Source organism: Mediterraneibacter torques, from assembly GCF_044591705.1.
In the GTDB taxonomy this organism is placed as follows: Bacteria; Bacillota; Clostridia; order Lachnospirales; family Lachnospiraceae; genus Mediterraneibacter; species Mediterraneibacter torques.
Genome location: NZ_CP172594.1, coordinates 1 through 23,580 on the forward strand (window position 1 = coordinate 1; position 23,580 = coordinate 23,580).

Sequence of the window (23,580 nt, forward strand, 5' to 3'; positions counted from 1 at the left end):
TTGATGAATATTGTAGAACAAAACTGGGATTTGATATTAAATAAGATGAAACTTGAATACTGCTCATCTAATATTTCTTATACTACTTGGATTGCGCCTTTGACAGTTTATGAAGTAAAGGACAATACCGTTTATATTCTCGTCCAACTAAGGGCAAGCCTTGAACATATCGAAGAAAAATATCTTCTTCCTTTTAAAGTCTGCATTGCGGAAGTAACCGGAATTGAATTTGAAGTTGCTTTTGTTACAGACAATGAAGCGGTTATTCAGGAAAAAAAGGAAAATATTATTAAGAAAAACCGTGTTAACGCGATTTATGAAAAAGCGAACCTGAATCCAAAATATACATTTGATACTTTCGTAGTCGGAAGTAACAACAATTTCGCGCATGCCGCTTCACTTGCAGTTGCGGAATCACCCGGAGAGATTTACAATCCTCTCTTTATATACGGAGGCGTCGGATTAGGTAAAACTCATCTTATGCATTCCGTCGCTCATTTTATACTTGCAAACGATCCGTCTAAAAAAGTATTGTACGTTACAAGTGAAACTTTCACGAATGAATTGATCGACGCTTTGAAAGCCGGTAAAACGGGAAGTGAACTTGCCATGACAAAATTCCGTGAAAAGTACAGAAATAACGACGTTCTTTTAATCGACGATATTCAGTTTATAATAGGAAAAGAAAGTACACAGGAAGAATTCTTCCATACTTTTAATCATCTTCATGTATCGGGAAAACAGATTATCATATCAAGTGATAAACCCCCGAAAGATATCGAGACACTTGAAGCCCGTCTTAGGACAAGATTTGAGTGGGGACTTATTGCCGATATCTCGTCGCCTGATTATGAGACAAGAATGGCAATTCTAAGAAAAAAAGAAGAACTTGACGGACTTGAAAAATACCATATTCCGGACGATGTTATGCAATATATTGCCAATAATATCAAATCGAATATTCGTGAATTGGAAGGCTCTCTTAATAAGCTGATCGCTCTTTCTAACCTTGAAAATAAAAAGATCGATATCCCGCTTGCGGCGGAGGCGTTAAAGGATATGATCTCTCCGGATAATAACCGAGAGGTGACGCCTGAACTTATCATTGATATTGTATCTGAACACTTTAATATTCCGATTTCAGAGTTAAAAGGAAAGAAGCGAAATGCAGAAATCGTCCTTCCAAGACAGATCATCATGTATCTTTGCCGTACTCTGACGGATACGCCTCTTAAGGCGATTGGCGCTATCTTAGGCGGAAAAGACCATGCTTCTGTCAATCACGGCGTTAAGAAGATCGAAAACGAATTAAAAACCGATGAAGCTCTTAATAATACCGTCAACATTATAAAAAAGAAGATAAATCCGATATAATTGTGGATAACTATGTAGATTACTTCTTAAAAACTATGGGAAAAGATGTGAATAACATAATATCGACCTGAAGAGGTTCAGATTTATACCCACACTTTCCTCATCGTTTCAACTCGAATCCCACACAGTTATCACAAGCAGAAAACCTTGATTTTTCAAGGGGTTGAGATGGTTTTCAACTTATTCACAGCCTCTAATACGACGAATGCGGAATTGATTTTATATAAATCTATATTATTTCGTGCGCGTCTGACTTTTCCACACAGATCGAAAGGAGTTACTTTTTTATGAAAATCATATGCACAAAACAGAATCTGGCAAAAGGAGTGAGTATCGTTTCCAAAGCTGTTCCGTCAAAAACAACGATGCCAATTCTCGAATGTATTTTAATAGACGCATCTACAGACGTCATTAAACTTACAGCTAACGATATGGAACTTGGAATCGAAACGTCTATAGATGGAGAGATCATTGAAAGAGGTATTTTGGCTCTTAACGCAAAAATATTTGCAGAGATCGTCAGGAAACTTCCCGACAACGAAATTATCATAGATACACAAGGCGATAATCAGGCGCTTATCACAGGTGGAAAAGCAAAATTTAAAATCGCATCACTTCCGGGAGATGAATTTTCTTATCTTCCGAACATTGAGAAAGATGATTTTATAACAGTGTCGGAGTTTACACTAAAAGAAGTAATCCGTCAGACGATCTTTTCGATCGCCGACAGCGATACGAATAAAATGATGACAGGAGAACTTTTTGAAATCGAAGATAATATTTTGAAAGTCGTATCACTTGACGGTCATAGAATTTCAATCAGAAAAATAGAACTGAAAGATTCTTATGCGCCTAAAAAGGTAATCGTTCCCGGAAAAACACTTCAGGAAATCAGTAAGATCATAGGCGGGGAAGCAGAAGCCGATGTAGATATTTCATTTACGAAAAATCATATCGTATTTGAATTCGACAGGACGATCGTAGTATCAAGACTGATAGAAGGAGAATATTTCCGTATAGATCAGATGCTCTCAAGCGATTATGAAACGAAAGTAAAAATAAATAAAAGAGAGCTTCTTGAATGTATCGACCGCGCTACCTTGCTTATCAAAGAAGGAGACAAAAAACCGCTTATTATCGATATCAGAGACGAATCAATGGAATTTAAAATAAAATCACAGGTCGGTTCAATGGATGAAGATATTATGTGTATCAAAGAAGGCAAAGACCTTCTTATCGGATTTAATCCGAAGTTTTTGATCGAGGCGCTCCGAGTGATCGAAGATGAAGAAGTAGATCTTTATTTCATGAATGCAAAGGCGCCGTGTTTCATAAAAGACGAGGCACAAAGTTATATTTATCTTATTCTTCCTGTAAATTTTAACGCAGCAGTATAAAAGGAGTAAAATATGGAATTTTTTCATTTGAGAGCCGGAGAAGAATTTATCCGGCTCGGACAGGTTTTAAAAGCAGCCGGATTTGTTGAGAACGGCGGGCAGGCAAAAGAAGTAATACAAGACGGATTTGTCAGTGTAAACGGAGAAGTTGAGACGAGAAGAGGTCGTAAACTGTATCCGAACGACGTTGTATCTTACGAAGAAAATGAGTTGACGGTCAAACAATAAAGGGTGAATCCGAACATTGAAAAAAATGTAAAAAGCGTGTAAAATAAATTAGATGGGAAAGTTATGGTTATCAAATCTTTGAAGCTTAAAAATTACAGAAATTATGATCTTCTTGATCTGAAATTTGATCCGAAGACAAATATTCTGTATGGTGATAATGCTCAGGGAAAAACGAATATACTGGAAGCTTTATATTTATCGGGCACAACAAAGTCTCACAGGGGAACGAAAGACAGAGATGTCATTCAATTCGGGTATGATGAGTCACATATAGAGACGATCATTGAGAAAAGGAACATAGATTTTCAGATAGACATGCATCTTAAGAAAAACAGTCCAAAAGGGATTGCCATCGATAAAGTTCCGATCAGAAGAGCAGGTGAACTTTTCGGGATCGTTCATTTTGTGTTCTTTTCACCGGAAGACCTGAACATCATAAAAGAAGGACCGGCAGGGAGAAGAAGATTTATTGATCTGGAACTTTCACAGCTCGATAAAATTTATCTCAATAATCTTTCTAACTATAATCGAATCATTAATCAGAGAAATTCCTTGTTAAAAGATATATACGGACAGAGAAATCTGATAGAGACATTAGATATATGGGACATGCAGCTTGCGGAATATGGAAAAAAAATATTAGAGCGGCGTAAACAGTTTATAAAACAGGTCAATGATATTATTGCCGATATTCATTACAAGCTGACGGGAGGAAAAGAGCGGATCACATTGACATATGAGAGCAGTCTCGGAAATATAACGTTTGAAACTGCTTTGAGCAAATATAGGGAACGTGATCTGCGAATGAAGAGTACGACAGTCGGTCCGCACAGAGACGATATCTGTTTTACGACAGATGCGGGACTGGATATTCGGAAATTCGGTTCGCAGGGACAGCAAAGAACAGCGGCTTTATCGCTGAAATTATCTGAAATTGAACTTGTAAAAGAAGAATTAAATGATACGCCTATCCTGCTTCTTGACGATGTATTGTCTGAACTGGACAAACATCGGCAAAACTATTTATTGGATAGTATCGATAATATACAGACGATCATAACATGCACAGGGCTGGATGAGTTTGTCAATCACAGATTTTCTATTAACAAGATATTTCACATAAAGAACGGACATGCAGTAAATGCAAATTAGGAGGGTATTACATGGGTGCATCAAGTACAGAATTTGACGCGGAATATGGAGCGGATCAGATCCAGATACTGGAAGGTCTGGAAGCCGTAAGGAAAAGGCCCGGTATGTATATCGGCAGCACTTCTACGAGAGGACTTCACCATCTTGTATATGAGATCGTGGATAATTCCGTAGACGAAGCTCTGGCGGGATATTGCGATGAAATACAAGTAAATATTAACAAAGATAATTCTGTTACAGTGTGTGATAACGGAAGAGGTATTCCGGTCGGTATTAATCACAAAGCGGGACTTCCGGCAGTTGAAGTTGTATTTACTGTACTTCATGCAGGAGGAAAATTCGGCGGAGGAGGATATAAAGTATCCGGAGGACTTCACGGAGTAGGTGCATCTGTAGTAAACGCACTTTCGGAATGGCTTGAAGTAGAAATATATCATGACGGTCAGATATACAAGCAACGTTATGAAAGAGGAAAAGTTGTATATAAATTAAAAGTGGTCGGCGAATGTGAACCTGATCGCACAGGAACGACGGTTACGTTTTTCCCGGATGCAGAAATATTTGACGATACGGTGTTTGATTATGATACGTTGAAACAGCGTTTCAGGGAAATGGCGTTTTTAACAAAAGGTCTGAAGATTGTATTAAGAGACTGGAGAGGCGAAGAATTACGAGAGCATACGTTCCACTATGAAGGCGGAATCAAAGAGTTTGTCACATATTTGAATAAAAGTAAAACTCCGCTTTACGAGCAGATCATTTACTGTGAAGGGATGAAAGACGGCGTTGCAGTGGAAATTGCGATGCAGCATAACGATTCTTACAGTGAAAATACTTATGGTTTTGTAAATAATATTACAACGCCGGAGGGCGGAACTCATATCGAGGGATTCAGAGGCGCTCTTACAAAGACGTTTAATGATTATGCAAGGAAAAATAAACTGCTTAAAGATAGCGAACCGAATCTTTCCGGAGACGATATCAGAGAAGGGCTTACTGCAATCGTAAGCGTGAAGATCGAAGATCCTCAATTTGAAGGTCAGACGAAACAAAAGCTTGGAAACAGCGAGGCAAGAGGTGCGGTAAACAGTATTCTGTCTACTCAGCTTGAAATTTTTCTGGAACAAAATCCAAGCGTTGCCAAAATTACGGTTGAAAAATCAGTTATGGCTCAGCGGGCAAGAGAAGCTGCAAGAAAAGCAAGAGATCTTACGAGAAGAAAATCGGCGTTGGAAGGAATGTCTTTGCCGGGAAAACTTGCAGACTGTTCCGACAAAGATCCTGTAAATTGTGAAATATACATCGTAGAGGGAGATTCCGCCGGAGGTTCGGCGAAGACGGCTCGTGATCGTGCCACACAGGCAATCCTTCCTCTTCGAGGAAAAATTTTGAATGTAGAAAAGGCGCGTCTCGATAAAATATATGCAAATGCCGAGATTAAAGCTATGATAACTGCATTCGGAACCGGAATTCATGAAGACTTTGATATTTCAAAATTAAGATATCATAAAATCATTATTATGACCGATGCCGATGTAGACGGAGCACATATAAGCACATTGCTGTTGACGTTTCTTTATCGTTTCATGCCCGATCTTATCAAAGAAGGTTATGTATATCTTGCACAGCCGCCTCTTTATAAGCTGGAAAAAAATAAAAAAGTATGGTATGCATACAGCGACGAAGAATTAAATCAGATACTTACAGAAGTAGGACGAGACAGTAATAATAAAATTCAGAGATATAAAGGTCTGGGTGAGATGGATGCAGACCAGTTATGGGAAACAACAATGGATCCTGAACATAGAATTTTGCTGCGTGTAACGATGGATGAAGAAACGTCATCTGAACTCGATCTCACATTTACGACTCTCATGGGAGATAAAGTAGAACCAAGACGCGAATTCATAGAAGAAAACGCAAAATACGTTAAAAATTTGGATATATAGCACTTTACAGCGACTATTCATGGAATTGATTGAGGTAAAAAATCAGGTTTACTTGATTTTTTACAGAAAAGCAATTCTATGGTTTGGCATTGGAAATGCCAAACCGGTAAGAAAATCAAGGAACGAAGATTTTCTTACCGGATAGGAGCGGAAGCAAACTAAAAGTAATTCTATGAATTTAATCAGTAAAAAGGAGATAAAGAATGGAAGATAATATTTTTGACAAAGTCCATGAAGTCGATTTGAAAAAGACAATGGAAACTTCCTACATTGATTACGCGATGAGCGTTATTGCGGCAAGAGCTCTTCCGGATGTAAGAGACGGACTGAAGCCGGTGCAAAGAAGAATTTTGTATTCCATGATCGAGTTGAATAACGGTCCGGATAAACCGCATCGTAAATGTGCCCGTATCGTCGGAGATACAATGGGTAAATATCACCCTCATGGAGACAGTTCTATATACGGGGCTTTAGTAAATCTTGCACAGGAATGGTCAACAAGATATCCTCTTGTTGACGGTCACGGAAATTTTGGTTCTGTCGACGGAGACGGAGCTGCCGCGATGCGTTATACAGAAGCACGTTTAAGTAAAATTTCAATGGAAATGACGGCGGACATCAATAAAGATACGGTTGATTTTGTCCCGAACTTTGACGAGACAGAGAAAGAACCTGTTGTACTTCCGTCAAGATTTCCTAATCTTCTTGTAAATGGTACGTCAGGTATCGCGGTTGGTATGGCAACAAATATTCCTCCGCATAATCTGCGTGAAGTCATCAATGCCGTTGTAAAGATCATAGACGATCAGATTGATGAAAACGGAGAAACTTCGATGGAAGATATTCTTCAAATTATCAAAGGACCTGATTTCCCTACAGGGGCAGAGATACTCGGTACGAGAGGAATAGAAGAAGCATATAGGACAGGCCGCGGAAAAATCAGAGTAAGAGCTGTGACAAATATCGAGCCGATGCAGAACGGAAAAAACAGAATTATCGTTACAGAACTTCCGTTTATGGTAAATAAGGCACGTCTTATTGAAAAAATAGCAGAACTTGTAAGAGACAAAAAAGTAGATGGAATTACGGATTTAAGCGATCAGTCAAGCAGGGAAGGAATGCGTATCTGTATCGAACTTCGCCGTGATGTAAATCCAAATGTTATCCTAAATCAACTTTATAAACATACACAGCTTCAGGATACGTTCGGAGTGATCATGCTTGCACTTGTAAATAATGAGCCGAAAGTCATGAACATTCTAGATATGCTGAAATATTATCTAAAGCATCAGGAAGAAGTTGTTACAAGAAGAACAAAATACGATCTGAATAAGGCGGAAGAAAGAGCTCATATTTTGCAGGGATTGCTCATTGCCTTAGATAATATTGACGAAGTAATCAAGATTATTCGTGGATCGAAAAATGTTCAGGAAGCAAAAGCAGAGTTGATCTCTCGATTTGATCTTTCAGAAGTGCAGGCACAGGCAATCGTGGATATGCGTCTGCGTGCTCTTACAGGTTTGGAAAGAGAAAAACTGGAAGCGGAATATGCTGAATTGATGAAAAAAATCGAAGAATATAGGGCAATTCTTGCGGACAGAAAACTTCTTCTCGGAGTTATAAGAAAAGAAATTCTTGTTATTTCCGAAAAATACGGAGATGAAAGAAGAACTCATATCGGCTATGATGAATTTGACATTTCGATGGAGGATTTGATTCCGAGAGAAAATGTTGTCATTACTGTGACAAATATGGGATACATTAAGCGGATGAGCATGGATACGTTCAAGAGCCAGAACAGAGGTGGCAAAGGAATTAAAGGAATGCAGACGCTTGAAGAAGATTTTATAAGAGAATTATTTGTTACAACGAGCCATCATTATATTATGTTCTTCACAAATAAAGGTCGTGTGTACAGGCTGAAAGCATATGAGATACCGGAAGCTGGAAGAACGGCAAGAGGAACGGCTGTTATTAATTTACTTCAGCTTATGCCGGATGAAAAAATTACGGCGACAATTCCGATCAAAGAATATGAAGACGGAAAGTATCTGTTTATGGCAACAAAGAAAGGTCTTGTTAAAAAGACTCCGATCCAAGATTATATGAACGTGAGAAAGACCGGACTTGCGGCAATCTCATTAAGGGAAGACGATCTTTTAATCGAAGTAAAAGTAACAGATAATGCACAGGATATTCTTCTTGTTACAAAATATGGACAGTGTATCCGGTTCAACGAAAAAGACGTTCGTTCCACAGGCCGTGTTTCTATGGGTGTCAGAGGAATGAATTTGAGCGATAATGATGAAATCATCGGTATGCAGATGAGCAGTCAGGGCAAAGATATGCTGATTGTTTCGGAAAAAGGTATGGGAAAACGTACAAGCATGGAAGAATTCACAAAACAAAATCGCGGCGGAAAAGGCGTGAAATGCTATAAGATTACAGAAAAGACCGGAAATGTAGTCGGTATGAAAGCTGTAGATGAAGAAAGCGAGATCATGATCATCAATACAGAAGGAATCGTAATCCGAATGAAATGTTCTGATATTTCTCAATATGGAAGAATAACATCAGGAGTAAAATTGATTAATCTTCCTGAGAAAGAAAAAGTGGCAAGTGTAGCAAAAGTAAGAACAGCTTCAGCGGAAATTGACGGTGAAGAAGTTGAAATCAAAGAAGAGGACGACTCGCCGGAAAATACATCTGAAATTATAGTGGATAATTCAGAAGATAACGTATCAGATGATGTGGAAAACAAATAAAAACAGAGAAAACATTGTTGATAAATAGTTTAATCTGTGTGAAAAGATCGATAATGAACTGATTTTTCAATCGTTAGAAGTTTGCGATAAATAGATTGAAAAAAAGTTCATTGTCGGTCTTTTTTTGCGGCGCTGCGAACAGAAGTACGGATGATGTTCTATTAAGAATACGATGTAATAATGGGTGATGATATAGAATAAAATAATTTATAAAAAGTATTAAAGTAAAAAGGTAATACGTAAAAAGAAAGGGAGCGGGACAACTGGGAAAGAAAGTTTTGTACATGGCAGTGAATTTTATGATCCGTGCGGTGATAGGAATGGCGCTTATTTTTTTTATAAATCAATACGTTATTCCACCTGAATCTTCAATTAATGTAGGTTTGAATGCAGTCTCTTTTTTGACATCGGGAATGCTTGGAATTCCTGGGGTTGGACTGCTTTATGGGATTGTTTGTTATCAGATTTTGTGAGTTTTTTACAAAAAACAGCAGATTTAAAATTTGTTGTAGACAAAATAGAATCTGCTGTTTATAATGCATTTTACCGACAGAGATCAACTGTTGGAACATCTGTTTTTGAGGGAAAGCAGATATTCAAAAATCCGGGAGTAAAAAAGACCGGATATCGTATATTTTTATTCGTGCTGTATAGTTCACGGCAAAATTCAAATTATGACGGAAAAACAATATAAAGGCATTGCAGGTAATTTTTTGATTTGTGATGTGCAGAAAGAATATGCGGAACATTTATTAAGCATATTAGTAAAACGTTTCGGAATGCGTTTTCAATTTCATTTTTTCAGTAATGTGAAAAAGATAGAGCAGTTTGCGGAAAAAGCAGAGATAGAAATTCTTTTGATTGCGGAAGACTGCGTCTCTGAAATAAGGGGGAATGTAAAAGCAAAAAAGAAATTTATATTGTCAGAAAGTATGAAAAAAGAGGAAAAACAGGGAGAAACGACGATATTCCGATATCAGTCGGCAGATGAGATTCTTAAGATCATTCAATCGGGGATAGGAGAAGAAGAGGCGAAAGCCGCACATAAGCCGCAGAAAAAAACAGAAGAAAAATATGATGCGGTTCAAAGTGATTTTACTGCTCCAAAAAGAAAAATAGGAATACGTGACGAACCTGAAGAAAGCGGTCTGATCGGTATCTATTCTCCGATACACAGAATCGGAAAAACAGAGTTTGCACTTTGTTTAGGCGAAAAAATATCGGAAAAAGTTCCGACTCTTTATATCAACATGGAAGGATATTCGGGAAATGATTTTTATTTCAAAGGTGAAAAAAATCAAGATTTAGGAGATCTTCTGTATTACTTAAAGCAAGAGAGAATTGATTATGGTTTGAAAGCAAGCCTTATGACAGGGCAATATAAGCAATTGGATTATATCATGCCTATCTCAAATGAGAATGATCTAAGAGAAGTGACGAAGAAAGAATGGATCTATTTTTTGGATACGATTATGGACCAATGCATATATAAGGCTGTAATCCTTGATCTTGGTGATTGTGTTTCGGGGCTTTACGACATATTGAAAAAATGTAGTCGTATATATACGCCTTATATACAAGATGAAATTTCTATGGCAAAAATGAGGCAATATGAAGAAAATTTAAAAACAGCAGGATATTCGGACATATTAAAACGAACCATGAAGCGACAGATGAGAGTGAAGTGACATAGTATGATATCTGCAGAATTGATGTATGAGAAAGTTATGCATCGCATGGATATGACAAAAGAAACAAAGGAAGAAGAACTTCAGGAAATTATAAGGACTGTATTAGAGGATGAGTCTAAAAAAGAATTTATCCCCTTAAGTGAAAAAATCAGATTGAGCAGGGAACTGTTTAATGCTTTTCGCAGACTGGATATATTACAGGATTTGATTGAAGATGACAGTATTACAGAGATTATGGTGAACGGAACGGAGAACATTTTTTATGAGAAAGAGGGAAAGTTATATCGGACAAACAGACATTTTTTCTCAGAGTCAAGATTGTGCGATGTGATACAGCAAATTGTAGGAGAGGCAAACAGGTATGTCAATGAGACTTCACCTATTGTCGATGCAAGATTAGCTGATGGATCTAGGGTAAATGTTGTATTAAAGCCAGTGGCAGTGAACGGACCGATCATGACGATCAGAAAATTTCCGTCAAAAGCGATTAAGATGAATGATCTGATCAAAATGGGAAGTTTAACGAAAGAAGCGGCAGAGTTTATCAGGAAGATCGTCCGTTCAAAATATAATATTTTTGTGAGCGGTGGAACAGGAGCCGGGAAAACAACTTTTTTGAATGCAATGTCGGATTTTATCCCAAAAGAAGAAAGGATTATTACGATAGAAGATAATGCAGAACTTCAGATTCAGGGAGTTGAAAACCTTGTCAGACTTGAAGCGCGTGAAGCGAATTTGGAAGGAGAAGGAGCAGTTACGATTCGTGATCTGATCAAATCGGCTTTAAGAATGAGACCGGATCGCATTATTGTAGGTGAAGTCAGAGGAGAAGAGACTGTAGATATGATTTCATCGGCGATGCTGAACGGACACAGCGGATCAATGTCAACCGGTCATGCAAATAACCCGAAGGACATGCTTCACAGAATTGAAACGATGATGATGATGGGAATAGACCTGCCTTTGCAGGCGATTCAAAGGCAGGTTGCATCGGCTCTGGACATTATTATTCATCTTGGAAGAATCAGGGATAAAACGAGAAAAGTTCTTATGATTGAAGAGATACTCGGATATGAGGATGGGAAGATACAGACAAAAACATTATATGAGTTTAAGGAGGTGGGAACAGAAAATGAAAAAGTTAAAGGAAGCATTATGAAGGTTGCTGAACTTGAAAATACCGGAAAACTTGTGGCTGCAGGATATTAAAAAAACAGAATACATTTTTTTGGCAGTAAAGTCGATAGCGGTCATCCTTTTGATCACATATGTATTTTACGAATCTTTTCTTCCGATATTTTTTATGATTCCCATATGGGTTATATATGCAAGAGACGGACTTCGTGATTTGTGCCGTAAAAAAGAAAAGGAATTCAGAGTTCAATTCAGTAATGCGATACAGGCAATGGGAGCGGCATTGAAAGCGGGATACTCTGTAGAAAATGCGATAAGAGAAGCAGAAAAAGATCTCGCACCTATGTATGAAGAAAATGTAAGGATCAGAAAAGAATTTAGAAAAATGGTACATCAGCTTGATATGAAAATGCCGGCAGTCAGCGTGATGGAACAGTTTTCCGAAAGAATGAAACAAGAGGATACAGAAGATTTTGTCACTGTATTTTCATCTGCGAAGATGAGCGGAGGAGACAGTATTTCAATCATACGAAATGCAGTAAAGATTATAAGCGGGAAGATTGATACGGAACAGGAAATCCAAACGATGTTCGCTTCAAAAAAATTAGAATTTGAAATTATGTGTGCAGTTCCGTTTTTTATTATTTTATACATGAAGCTGACATTCGGAGAATTTCTAAGTGTTTTATACGAAAATGCAGCGGGGAGGTGTTTCATGACAATTTGTTTAATCGTATATATTGCAGCGTACAGCTTTGGAAGAAAAATCATTCATATTGAGGTATAGGCTATGAACAGAGCAACAGTAAATAAAATATTCCAAAAGCATCCTGTTTATGTTAAAGCAGGGATGATCGCGGTCATTTCGATTATTATTTTCGGATGTGTATATAGTAAAGATAATGGGAAAAAGCTTGAAAAAGATGAGAAAGGAAGGGAAATATTAAGACGGAATGAGAGCGGAAAAGATGAACTCAAAAACATGAAAGTAAAGATTGATGAAAAACAGGAAGACATCAGTATTTCGGTTTCAGGGAAAAAATATGATGAAGAAGAGCTGAAAAATGCATTTTCAGAAGCTGAAAAAGAAGTTGAACAAGCTGTTCTCGGAAAAAATAAAAGTTTGGATGAAGTAAGATCGGACTTGAATCTAATCACATCTGTTCCGGAAAAAAATATGAAAGTTTCATGGGAACTGGATCGTTATGACGTTATGGATATACAGGGACATTTACAGCAGGATAATTTATCGACAGAAGGAACATTGATAAAACTTACAGTGATTTTAACATATGAAGATGAGGAAGAACGATATGAATTTTATGCAAAAGTATTTCCGTCGGAATTAAGCGCTGATAAAGAAGAGATGAGGCAGCTTCAAGAAAAGGTTGAAGAAGCTGATAAAAAGACAAAAACAAAAGACTATATCGTTCTTCCCGAACAGGTAAACGGAAAAAAAGTTATATGGGCATATGGAGTTCAGACGAGAGCATATGGAATTCTTGTTATGGGAATCGGATTTGCAGTTTTTGTGATTATATCATCATCACAAAAAGAGAAAGAAGAAAAGAAAAAAGAATTCAGAGAAATGAAACTGGACTATCCGCAAATTATTAATAAATTTAATCTTTATATCAAATCCGGAATGACGATCAGAAAAGCATGGTTTAAAATTGCCGGAGAATATGAGAAAGATCAAAAAGAGAAAGAACAGATATCCGCTAAAGCGTGCGGCAGGAAAAAAGCTTATGAAGAAATGGTTAATGTAATGTATAAGATCAGCGGAGGAGCTTCTGAGGGAGAATGTTATGAGGAATACGGTATAAGATGTAATCTGTCCGAATATCGAAAATTCGGAATGATGTTGTCTCAAAACTTAAGAAAAGGAACGAGAGGACTTACAGAATTACTTGAAAGAGAAGCGGAGGATGCGTTTGAGCAGCGAAAAAATCTGGCGAAAAAAGCAGGAGAAGAAGCAGGAACAAAATTAATGATTCCGTTATTTTTAATGTTGATCATTGTTTTTGCGATTGTAATTGTTCCGGCATTTTTCTCAATCAGAATATAAAATCCGAATAAAAGATAGCAAGTAAGAGAAAAAGCAAAGTTTAAAAAGTCGGGAAAAAATGCCGTAGGAAAGGAGAAAATATGGAAAAAAAGATTATGAAAATAAAAAGCTGTGTAATTTCCGGTCAAAGAAACTTAAAAGAAAATATTTGCAGATTTTTCACGGAAAGAAAATATATATCGGGAATTACAGTGATAGAACTCGTGCTGATATTAGTTATTGTCATAGCGCTTCTGTTGATCTTTAAAACAGAACTGATCAATCTGATCAATTCGATTTTCGATAAGATCACATCTGAAAGTTCAGGCATTTAATTAGAAAATATGAAAGTAAAGAAAGCAGAAATAACGGCATTTTTAAGTCTTATAGTTGTTCTTCTTATTTCGTTTATATTTGGAATTATAGAAATTACTGTGATACAGACAGAAAAGAATCTTAGCAGGATATGTGCTGACGGAGCAATATTTTCCGTATTCGGAGAATATGAAAGCCAACTGATGGAAGCGTACCATATATTCGGACTCGATGGGAGTTATGGAACAGGAGAGTTTAATGAAGATAAGATAATAGGCAGGATGCATTATTACAGTAATAAAAATATAGATTATAAGATAAACGGGATTCAATATCTTACTGACAACAAGGGACAGGCTTTTAGGGAACAGGTTCTTACATATATGGAGCAAAAATATGGAATAGGACTGATAGAAGATCTGGCAGGCAGGACATCTGTATGGGAAGAAGAAAGCATACAAGGAGAAGAAATCCGGCAGGTGGAAGAAACGATACTTGATGAGTTTGAAGAAATAAAATCATCTGGACAATCAGAGAATGAAGGAGCGGATGAAGAAGAAACAGAATCTGAAGATTTGGCAGAGTTAGAAGAAAATCCCTTTCAATGTTTGGAGCAGATAGAAAGAACAGGAATTTTATCTGTTGCAATGCCGAAGGATATGCCGCTTTCAGGGCGTCAGATCGATCTTGATCTGCAGGCTTCAAAAAGGAGTCTGCAGACAGGAAGAGGCAAGTTTCCTATGAGGAAAAATACAGATAAGGCGAAAGAAAAATTGTTGTTTAACGAATATATTATGCAGAACTTTACGCAGGCTTCCAAAGAAAATATTTCGGAATATCCAGACTCAGACGAAAAGAACAGATCTCTTGATTACGAGATTGAATATATTATTTCGGGAAAATCTTCTGATAAAGAAAATCTGGAAAGTGTCGTTACAAAAATATTTTTCATAAGGATGGCTTTAAATTATGTTTATCTTATGGGAGATTCTGTGAAAAAGTCGGAAGCAATGGCATTGGCAGCGACAATTTCAACTTTATTATTAATTCCGGAAGCAGCGGAAGCTGTAAAACAACTGATCCTGTTAGCATGGGCGGCAGGAGAAGGTGTTATAGATATAAGATCTCTTCTTTCAGGAAATAAAGTTCCGCTAGTAAAAACATCGGATAACTGGCAGTTGACGCTTGCGTCATTATTCACACTGGGAATAGGAGATGACGGTATTTCAGGTGCGGATGCAGAAGAAGGAATTACATATAAAGAATATTTGAGGGCATTTTTGTTTTTACAACCGGAAGAGGAGACAACAATGCGTACGATCGATCGTATAGAAGAAAATATGCGGTTAGAACAAAACTGTGAAAAATTTAGAGCAGATCACTGTGTAACGAAGTGTGAGATAAGAAATAAGGTTGAAATATTCGGTGATCTTGCGTATACATTTCCGTCATATTACGGGTACGAATAAGGTTATCTTTGGTGCAGATGCTCTTTCTCTCTCCCGCACTCCCTCATGCGGAAAAATCATCTTATAAAAAAATGAAAGGAAAAGTCGGTTGCGATGAGTAAATACAATACGAATAAAAATAAATACTTGGCAAAATCTGAAAGAGCATCTGTACCAAAGATAACCAAAAAACAAAAAGGAAGCATTACGATTGAAGCCGCATTTGCGATTCCGTTGTTTCTTTTCGCAGCACTTTGTCTTATATGGATGATCGAAATACAGAGCATTAAAATAGGCGTAAAACAGGCTGCTTATAGTGCTGCTAAAAGTGCGGCGGAAGATACAGCAGTCATTCCGGTTCTAAATACAATCAAGTTAAAATCAGATATTATTCGTTTACTTGGAAAAGAGAGAATTGAAAGAAGTATCATTGTTGATGGAAGTGAAGGAATTTCTTGTTGGAATTCATATTTATCCTCGAAAACAGGAGAAATGAATATTCATGTTAAGTATGAGGTGAGAGTTCCGCTTCCTTTATTCGGAAATCCATCGGCAAAGATGGAAGAAACATTCAGAATCCATGGATGGACAGGGTATGGAAAGGACAAAAAAACCGAAGATTCGGAAATTGTTTATATAACAGAAAAACAATCGGTTTATCATGAAGATTATCATTGTTCTTATTTGCAGTTGTCTATTAGATTTGTTCCTTATGAACAGTTGGAAGAAATACGCAATGAAAACGGCGGAATATATTATGCCTGTGAAAAATGTGTATACGGTGATGCATCGACCGGGGTGTATATTACCGAAAATGGAAGTAAATACCATAATTCATTAGGATGCAGCGGGTTAAAAAGAACGATCAGAGCAGTGAAAAAAACGGAAGTACAAGGTATAGGAGGGTGTTCGAGATGTTCAGGGAAATAAATGTTGCAGGTTTTGTGTTGAAGAACGGATGGGTGTTCTGCCAGATTACATTTTTGATCTACATGATAATACTTGCCGTCATGGATATAAAAAGAAGACAAGTGCATCTTGGATTTTTGTTATCAGGAATTATATGGGTAATTTTATCGGTAATATGTGAAAGGACAGTTTCAACAGGAGAGATTATCGCAGGCATACTCGCAGGAGCATTTTTTCTTTTAATTAGTAAATTAACAAAGGAATCTTTTGGTTACGGAGATAGTATTTTAATAGTTATTATGGGAGCATTTCTTGGCTTTTGGAGTCTTATGTCAGTACTTTTTATGGCGTTTTTTATGGCAGGATTGTTTTCGGTTATTATGCTTCTAAAAACAAAATTTCATAAAAAATCAAAGTTTCCGTTTATTCCGTTTTTAATGGCAGCATATGCAGGAGGGATCATTTTGAATGGATACTAAAAAGATGAGATGGGTGAGTGGAAATTCGGTAATAGAAATGTCATATATAATGCCGCTATTTTTCAGTCTTTTTGTAATTATCATTCATACGGTGTTTTATTATCATGATAAAGCGATTATAGGAGGCGCTGCGGCTGAGTCTGCCGTTATGGGAGCGCAGTATGTCAGAAGATATGATAAAAATTATGATATAGAAGCATTTTTTCAAGAGAAAATTCACGGGAAATTAATTTATATGACAGATGTTAATGTTATTGCAGAAGTAAATAAAGAGGAAGTTCAAGTATTTGCAGAGGCGAAAAGATCATTTATGAAAACAAATGTAAAACGTACGGCTGATATTGTAAATCCTGAAAAAAAGATCAGATTGCTAAAATAAGACAGTAAAAAGCGGAGTTGTTTTAATTGAGAAGAAAAAGCGGAGTGGAAAAGAAAATGCAGATTACATATCAGAATGAATGGGAATATACCAATATACATGTAGATCTTCCTATTCCGTATGAGGAAGATTATCAGATTAAGATGATACATTATAATAAAATAAAGGGAATGCTGCCGGTACAAGGTATCGGACGCGACGGGCAAAGCCGATATACATTTCGTCTGGAAAATGGAATGAGTATGGATAAAATTTATGAAGAAGCAGAAATAAGCGGAAAAGAAATTGAAGATTTTATGGAACAACTTTCTGTTATAACAGAACAGATAAAAATATTTTTTCTGAATAATAATCATATTATTTTGGATCCGAAATTGATTTTTAAAAAGGCAGAACAATACTATTTCTGTTATCTGCCGATTATAAAAAAAGAAAATGAACCGACAATGTGTGAAGCGTTTCATGAACTTACGGAATACTTTGTAAAACATCTTGATTATAAAGATACAGAAGGTGTTTTTCTTGTTTCAAAAATACACAGGGAAACATTAAAAGAAAATTATGACCTTAAAAAGGTGATAGAAACTTGTAAAAAAGACGTAAAAAAGCAGAAACAGGCAGAAAAGCAAAAAAGAATACGAAAAATAGAAGAAAAGAAGAAAAGAGACGAAGCACAGGAAAACATTTCGGAAAAAGCAATATTTTCCCCTGCGGAAGAGCGGATAAGTACAGATAAAATATCAGAAATATGTAAAGAAGAGCAAATCTACATGAAGGAAAGCACAGTAAAAAAAGTAATAAATAGAATAAAAGGTGACAGATGGGGAAAGTGGGATGATTTGATTACGGAAATGGATGGACACAGCACATCGGGTATTTTATAATTAAAAAAGAAATATATTGTAGTAGAAAAGAGGACTTGACGTGAGAAGAAAACCCGAAGCTTTTTGTACAACTGTTTTGATAGTTATTAATGTTGCAGTATTTTTAATCTTGTCAATGTTAGGAGATACGGAAGATGCAGCCTTTATGCTTCAGCATGGGGCGATGTATGAACCGTTTATTACAGAAGGACAGGAATATTATAGAATATTTACGTGTATGTTTCTTCATTTTGGAATTACACATTTAATGAATAATATGGTAATGCTCGGAGCATTAGGTTGGAATCTGGAACTTGAAATAGGAAAGCTTCGTTTTATTATAATTTATTTTCTCAGTGGAATCGGAGGAAATATACTTTCTTTGATTGCAGCAATTTCTGCAGGAGAATCTGCGGTTTCTGCAGGAGCTTCGGGAGCGGTCTTCGGACTGATGGGAGCGCTTCTCTATGTAGTAATTGCGAACAGAGGAAGATTAGGACAGCTTTCGGGAAGAGGAATGATTTTTATGGTTGTTCTGAGTCTTTATTTTGGGTTGACGAGCAGCGGGGTTGATAATATGGCTCATATAGGGGGGCTCATATGCGGATTCATTTTTGCTGTTATTTTATACAGACCGAAAAAAATACATTATAACGAATACTGATATTCGATCAGACCGGCAATGTTATAGTGAAAACAGTTCCGGTTTCATCAGAAGAAGTTACGATTAAAGTGCCTCCGTGAGCTTCTATAATCTTTTTTGAAAGAGCAAGTCCCAGTCCGGTTCCATTTGTTTTATATGTGACGAACGGATCAAAAATAGTATTAACGATATCATCGGAAATTCCGCATCCGTTGTCGGTACAAGAAATTACAATAGAATCAGATATTTTTTCGGCACAAAGAAAAATAGATCCTTTTGAGTCGGTAAAAGTTTTTTCAGAGACAGCGTCTTTTGCATTTTGCAGAAGATTTAAAATAACTTCTTCAAATTTTATCTTATCACCTGTATAGTTGTCGGAATTAAGTGATATTTTTGATGTGAACTCAATATTTGAATTTATCGAATCAAGTGACATTGCAAAGGAAACGGCAATATTTTTGAGAAGTTTTTCCAGTGAAAAGACAGAGTGGTGCAGCGTACTTCCGTTGTTGAAATCTGAAAGTTCATTGAGCAGGTTACACATAAATTCAATATCTTCGATTGCCTGAGACCAACCGTGAAAGTTAATAACTTCAGGATGCTGTATCTCTATAATCTGCAGAGCAGAGGATACGAGAGTCAGAGGGTTTCTGATTTCATGGGAAATCATGGATACAATCGTCTGATGGTTTTCAAGGAGTTGTGAAACGATTTGTTTTGCCGTTTCGTTTTCACTTGTTAATTGGTTCATTTTGTTAATATTGATATTAGTAAGCATAAATATTTTCTCGCTTTCATACTGAAATAAATATGCGAAACAGTGTACGCATAAATTAAGTCTAGCATGAGAAAAATTCTTGTTCAATATAATTCATACGACGAAATTCGACAAAAAATGCAACAGAAAGTATACTACAAAATAAATAGGAATTTTTGATAAAGTTTTTCTTTTGTGGTAAAATGAGGTATATGTAATCATAATAAACAAAGGAAAAGAGGCGTTATTTTATGAAAGAAAAAGATTGTATTTTCTGTAAGATTGCGGCAGGTGAAATTCCGTCTGCAACGCTTTATGAGGATGATGATTTTCGGGTAATACTGGATCTTGGACCGGCATCAAAAGGTCATGCATTGATTCTTCCGAAAGAACATTACCGCAATTTATATGATATTGATGAGGAAGTAGTTGCAAAAGCGATGATTCTTGCTAAAAAGATGGTAAATAAATTAACAAAAGTTCTTGATTGCGACGGATATAATATTGTTCAAAATAATGAAGAGTGCGCAGGTCAGAGCGTATTCCATTTTCACATGCATCTGATACCGAGATATAAAGGGGATCAAGTCGGTCTTGGTTGGAAGATGGGAGAGTTGTCGGAAGAAGATAAAAAAGAAATTTTGGATAAAATGAAGTAAACCGGAGAAATTATGTTAACAGGTAATCGTGAATACAACGAGATTTATAAAAAGTATAAAAATCTCGTCCTGAAAGTTGCGTATATTTATTCAGGTGATAATTACGATGCGGCAGAAGACATAACTCAGGATACATTTCTTAAACTATACATAGGATTTGAAGAGCTGAAAGATGGAAATGTTTCGGCATGGTTATATACAACAGCAAAAAATTCTGCGCTGAATTTTAATAAGAAGTTCAAAAGGGAAGTGCTGTCTGAAGATGATGAATTGTATAAAAACAAAGAGCAGTTTGGAGAAAGCTTAGAAACGGAATTTATAGAGAAAGAGGAAGTTTTATACAAAAAGCAATTCCATGAGAAAATAATGGCAGCATTGTCAAAGAAGAATCCAAGATGGTATGAAGCAATCATACTTGTTTATTACATGGATATACCGCAGGTAAAAGTGGCCGAAATAATGGAAATTAGGAAAGAAGTCTTACATGCTTTGCTGCATAGGGCTAAGAAATGGATACGTAAAAAGTTCGGTGCGGAGTATGAAGAGATGCAGGATAAAGATGGTAGAATTCCTTAGAAAATAAGCAGCAGCTACTTCTAAGATAGTTGCTGCTTAAATAAGAGTCAGGATGAATGTTTGGATAAACGCTTGGAATAATATATTGTTTTTGAAAACATTTATTTGGATGCCTGAGTGATCATAGAGATGATCGTGTCAATCGAATCTTGTTGGTTGGAATTACGCATTGCATCGACGTATGAACCACGTTTTTCAAACAGTTTATATACAGTGGAAGTAAGGGTTTCTTTTGTAAGATCTTCTTCCTCTAAAACCATACTGAATCCCTGACGTTCAAAAGAGCGGGCGTTTAATATCTGATCTCCACGGCTTGCTTTGGCAGAAAGCGGAATCAGAAGGTTTGGTTTCCTAAGAGCAAGGAGTTCGCATATTGCGTTTGCACCGGCTCTGGAGATGACAATCTCGGATAATGCAAAAATGTCGCGAAGCTCATCTTTTACATATTCAAATTGACAGTATCCTTTTGTGTTTTTTAAAGATTCATCGGTTTTTCCTTTTCCGCATAAATGAATGATTTGGAAATCTTTCAGCAGACATGGAAGGCTCTCTCTGACCGCATTGTTTACAACAACAGAACCAAGACTTCCGCCGATTACGAGGATAACAGGTTTATCTGCAGTGAATTTGCAGAGATCCATTGCTGCGATTTTATTGCCTGAGAGAAGTTCCTGTCGGATCGGAGAACCTGTAAGGACGGCTTTCCCTTCCGGAAGGCAATCCAATGTTTCAGGAAAATTACAGCATATTTTTGCTGCGGACGGAATTGCGATTTTATTAGCAAGACCGGGAGTCATATCTGATTCATGAATAATCACCGGAACTTTACATTTTTTTCCGGCGAGTACAACAGGAACAGATACAAATCCGCCCTTTGAAAAAATGACATCGGGTTTTAAATTTTTAATCAGTTTGCGGGCTTCTCCAAAACCTTTAATAACACGGAAAGGATCGGTAAAATTTTGTAAACTGAAATAACGGCGAAGCTTCCCGGAAGAAATTCCGTGATATGGAATGCCAAAAGGCTCGATCAGATCTTTTTCAATACCGTTATAAGAGCCGATATAGTGAATATCAAAACCAAGTTCCCGAAGTTTTGGAATTAAGGCGATATTAGGAGTTACATGTCCGGCAGTTCCGCCGCCGGTTAAAATGATTCGTTTCATAAAGTTACCTCCGGTAATAGTAGCACATGGCTAAAGCTAATTTCATCTTAACCTTATTTGGTGAAATGTCAAGGAAAAATATAGGACAGAAAAAGGGGTAAGGAATGAAAAAACTGAAAAAATTATCACTGAAAAAAGAAATAGAAAGAGAAGCAGAAGCACTTGAAAAAGAAGTTTCAGGACGAAAAGATCTTGACCATATAACCGTATCTGAAGATATGGAAGAAGCTTTGTTTCAAAAAATACAAGATTATGAATATGAAAAACGGGCAAAAGTTGTATATCGTAAAAAGAAAAAGAGTTATGCAATAATTGCTGTTGCGGCTGTGTTTATTCTTGTATTTGGAAGCGTGATGACTGGAGTAGGAAGTAAATCATATTGGAAAGTATGGTGGGATAGGGATGTGGGGGATGAAAAGGCATCTGTTATCAATGTGGATGATATGAATTCACAAAAAACTGAAGATTTAGATGAAGTTCATATTTATAAGAAAATTAGATCAGAATTAGGAATACTTCCGGTAAGATTAGTTTATAGCCCTGAGGGAATGGAAATTGAAAAGTATGAGTTAAATACCGATTTACAAAAAGCTATGTTATTGTATAAGTATAAAGAACAAACAGTAAAATATACAATGTATATGAATAATGCAGATTCTTCTTTTGGGGAGAAAGAGACCGATAAGTTAACAGATGAATTTTTAATCATTTCAGATAATGGAGTAGAAATCAAGGTAAAAGAATATGAAGAAAAGGATAAAAAAGTAAAAAGATATGAGGCAGAGTTTGAATATGCAGGCGCTCAATATGAGATTAAAGGAGTAGTTGAAAAGGAAGAATTTGAAAAAATTTTAAAAAATTTATATTTTTCTAAGTAAAACGCGTAAGTTTTTTCCTATTTAGTTGTTTACTTAATAGAGAAGCAAAAAAAGAGTAGAACATCAAAGAGGAATGAGAAAAGTTATGAAGAGACGTATTTTATCTATATTAGGAAGCGCTGTTCTGTTATGCGGAATCGTTGCAGGGTCTGTGACAAATGTCAGTGCATCAGGAAAAGAGTTAAAACAAGTTGACGGTTCTTATCTTACGACTGAGGAGAAGTCTATAGGATATACATCTTCTCCTGATCTAAGGGGAGTACATCTGATGGATGGAGAATCTATCATATCAAAAGCCGGAATCTCCCGCATATATGCGTATGGCTCAACGACTGCGAATCATGATGTGAAATATATTGCAACGATTGTCTATGTTGACCGATATAACGAAGAAACAGGAAGATGGGGGCAGATAGACGCATGGGTTGCGGAAGATGAGAATACGGCATATATGTCTACTGCAAGATCATTAAAAGTAGATAGAGGATATTATTACAGAGTTCATTGTAATCATATCGCGGGAAATGAATATCCATATGAAGAAGATGCATCATTTACAGATGGAATATTAATCCCATAAAGTGCATATAATGAATTATCCCCTTTTTAAGTCTTGAGAGCAGCCGTCACATTGACGCTTCGGCAACTAATAATCAGTACATGATTTGAGAACCTGTTCCGAAAAACACCACATATTATTCGCGTACATATGACGGCTGCTCTCAGGATTTAAAGAGGGGGTTGCTTTTTATACATTATACGATATGAGCT

General features: G+C 36.6%; 24 protein-coding genes. 22 read left to right on the top strand and 2 right to left on the bottom strand.

Annotated features, from left to right (window positions below):
* The first annotated feature begins 3 nt into the window (after positions 1-3).
* The 18 genes from dnaA to ACH9UM_RS00090 all read left to right on the top strand — a co-directional run bounded on the left by dnaA (position 4) and on the right by ACH9UM_RS00090 (position 18,794).
* Positions 4-1,374, top strand: coding sequence for a chromosomal replication initiator protein DnaA (gene dnaA, locus ACH9UM_RS00005; protein WP_004847681.1), 1,371 nt, complete (start codon positions 4-6; stop codon positions 1,372-1,374).
* A gap of 287 nt (positions 1,375-1,661) precedes the next feature.
* Positions 1,662-2,771: a DNA polymerase III subunit beta gene (gene dnaN / locus ACH9UM_RS00010; protein WP_004847682.1), complete on the top strand. Its 1,110-nt coding sequence runs from the start codon at positions 1,662-1,664 to the stop codon at positions 2,769-2,771.
* 12 nt (positions 2,772-2,783) lie between these two features.
* A complete protein-coding gene (locus tag ACH9UM_RS00015; protein ID WP_004847683.1) occupies positions 2,784-2,999 on the top strand; it encodes an RNA-binding S4 domain-containing protein in 216 nt (71 codons plus the stop codon).
* A 63-nt stretch (positions 3,000-3,062) separates the two neighbouring features.
* Complete coding sequence (gene recF, locus ACH9UM_RS00020; RefSeq protein ID WP_004847684.1) at positions 3,063-4,151, top strand: DNA replication/repair protein RecF; 1,089 nt, start codon at positions 3,063-3,065, stop codon at positions 4,149-4,151.
* 11 nt (positions 4,152-4,162) lie between these two features.
* Positions 4,163-6,100 (top strand): DNA topoisomerase (ATP-hydrolyzing) subunit B, encoded by a 1,938-nt coding sequence (gene gyrB / locus ACH9UM_RS00025; RefSeq protein ID WP_004847685.1) that lies wholly within the window; start codon positions 4,163-4,165, stop codon positions 6,098-6,100.
* Between the two features lie 203 nt (positions 6,101-6,303).
* Positions 6,304-8,865 (top strand): DNA gyrase subunit A, encoded by a 2,562-nt coding sequence (gene gyrA, locus ACH9UM_RS00030; RefSeq protein WP_009242960.1) that lies wholly within the window; start codon positions 6,304-6,306, stop codon positions 8,863-8,865.
* A gap of 263 nt (positions 8,866-9,128) precedes the next feature.
* Positions 9,129-9,338: a pro-sigmaK processing inhibitor BofA family protein gene (locus tag ACH9UM_RS00035; RefSeq protein WP_081017317.1), complete on the top strand. Its 210-nt coding sequence runs from the start codon at positions 9,129-9,131 to the stop codon at positions 9,336-9,338.
* A gap of 201 nt (positions 9,339-9,539) precedes the next feature.
* Positions 9,540-10,553 carry a hypothetical protein gene (locus ACH9UM_RS00040; RefSeq protein ID WP_004847693.1) on the top strand — a complete coding sequence of 338 codons (1,014 nt, stop codon included), beginning with the start codon at positions 9,540-9,542 and terminating at the stop codon, positions 10,551-10,553.
* A 6-nt stretch (positions 10,554-10,559) separates the two neighbouring features.
* A complete protein-coding gene (locus ACH9UM_RS00045; RefSeq protein ID WP_004847694.1) occupies positions 10,560-11,765 on the top strand; it encodes a CpaF family protein in 1,206 nt (401 codons plus the stop codon).
* The gene (locus tag ACH9UM_RS00050) at positions 11,728-12,477 is read left to right on the top strand and encodes a type II secretion system F family protein (RefSeq protein WP_022003182.1); all 750 of its coding nucleotides are present in this window, start codon (positions 11,728-11,730) and stop codon (positions 12,475-12,477) included. Before ACH9UM_RS00045 ends, ACH9UM_RS00050 begins: the two co-directional genes overlap by 38 nt.
* 3 nt (positions 12,478-12,480) lie before the next feature.
* Entirely contained in the window at positions 12,481-13,758 is a 1,278-nt protein-coding gene (locus ACH9UM_RS00055) for a type II secretion system F family protein (protein ID WP_004847696.1), read from the top strand.
* A gap of 80 nt (positions 13,759-13,838) precedes the next feature.
* Complete coding sequence (locus ACH9UM_RS00060) at positions 13,839-14,072, top strand: Flp1 family type IVb pilin (protein ID WP_004847697.1); 234 nt, start codon at positions 13,839-13,841, stop codon at positions 14,070-14,072.
* Positions 14,073-14,081: 9 nt separating this feature from the next.
* Complete coding sequence (locus tag ACH9UM_RS00065) at positions 14,082-15,521, top strand: DUF5702 domain-containing protein (RefSeq protein ID WP_004847698.1); 1,440 nt, start codon at positions 14,082-14,084, stop codon at positions 15,519-15,521.
* Positions 15,522-15,614: 93 nt separating this feature from the next.
* A complete protein-coding gene (locus ACH9UM_RS00070) occupies positions 15,615-16,430 on the top strand; it encodes a hypothetical protein (RefSeq protein ID WP_004847702.1) in 816 nt (271 codons plus the stop codon).
* Positions 16,415-16,888, top strand: a complete 474-nt coding sequence (locus ACH9UM_RS00075; protein ID WP_004847706.1) for a prepilin peptidase — start codon at positions 16,415-16,417, stop codon at positions 16,886-16,888. Before ACH9UM_RS00070 ends, ACH9UM_RS00075 begins: the two co-directional genes overlap by 16 nt.
* Complete coding sequence (locus tag ACH9UM_RS00080; RefSeq protein ID WP_004847708.1) at positions 16,878-17,267, top strand: TadE family protein; 390 nt, start codon at positions 16,878-16,880, stop codon at positions 17,265-17,267. Before ACH9UM_RS00075 ends, ACH9UM_RS00080 begins: the two co-directional genes overlap by 11 nt.
* 26 nt (positions 17,268-17,293) lie before the next feature.
* Entirely contained in the window at positions 17,294-18,151 is an 858-nt protein-coding gene (locus ACH9UM_RS00085; protein ID WP_009242953.1) for a DUF6382 domain-containing protein, read from the top strand.
* 40 nt (positions 18,152-18,191) lie between these two features.
* Entirely contained in the window at positions 18,192-18,794 is a 603-nt protein-coding gene (locus tag ACH9UM_RS00090; protein WP_009242952.1) for a rhomboid family intramembrane serine protease, read from the top strand.
* Positions 18,795-18,801: 7 nt separating this feature from the next.
* Here ACH9UM_RS00090 and ACH9UM_RS00095 read toward each other — a convergent pair whose 3' ends face one another.
* Positions 18,802-19,551, bottom strand: a complete 750-nt coding sequence (locus tag ACH9UM_RS00095) for a PAS domain-containing sensor histidine kinase (RefSeq protein ID WP_009242951.1) — start codon at positions 19,549-19,551, stop codon at positions 18,802-18,804.
* Positions 19,552-19,781: 230 nt separating this feature from the next.
* On the opposite strand from ACH9UM_RS00095, the gene ACH9UM_RS00100 reads away from it, so the two are divergent.
* Both ACH9UM_RS00100 and ACH9UM_RS00105 read left to right on the top strand, forming a co-directional pair.
* Positions 19,782-20,189, top strand: coding sequence for an HIT family protein (locus ACH9UM_RS00100; RefSeq protein WP_004847715.1), 408 nt, complete (start codon positions 19,782-19,784; stop codon positions 20,187-20,189).
* A 12-nt stretch (positions 20,190-20,201) separates the two neighbouring features.
* Positions 20,202-20,765 carry an RNA polymerase sigma factor gene (locus ACH9UM_RS00105; protein WP_004847717.1) on the top strand — a complete coding sequence of 188 codons (564 nt, stop codon included), beginning with the start codon at positions 20,202-20,204 and terminating at the stop codon, positions 20,763-20,765.
* A gap of 101 nt (positions 20,766-20,866) precedes the next feature.
* Here the strand turns inward: ACH9UM_RS00105 and ACH9UM_RS00110 are convergent, their stop codons facing one another.
* Positions 20,867-21,931: an undecaprenyldiphospho-muramoylpentapeptide beta-N-acetylglucosaminyltransferase gene (locus tag ACH9UM_RS00110; protein WP_004847719.1), complete on the bottom strand. Its 1,065-nt coding sequence runs from the start codon at positions 21,929-21,931 to the stop codon at positions 20,867-20,869.
* Positions 21,932-22,035: 104 nt separating this feature from the next.
* Here ACH9UM_RS00110 and ACH9UM_RS00115 point away from each other — a divergent pair, with 104 nt between their 5' ends.
* Both ACH9UM_RS00115 and ACH9UM_RS00120 read left to right on the top strand, forming a co-directional pair.
* Positions 22,036-22,809, top strand: coding sequence for a DUF4367 domain-containing protein (locus tag ACH9UM_RS00115; RefSeq protein ID WP_055158697.1), 774 nt, complete (start codon positions 22,036-22,038; stop codon positions 22,807-22,809).
* Positions 22,810-22,894: 85 nt separating this feature from the next.
* Positions 22,895-23,389 carry a DUF6147 family protein gene (locus tag ACH9UM_RS00120; protein ID WP_022003184.1) on the top strand — a complete coding sequence of 165 codons (495 nt, stop codon included), beginning with the start codon at positions 22,895-22,897 and terminating at the stop codon, positions 23,387-23,389.
* Positions 23,390-23,580: the final 191 nt, after the last annotated feature.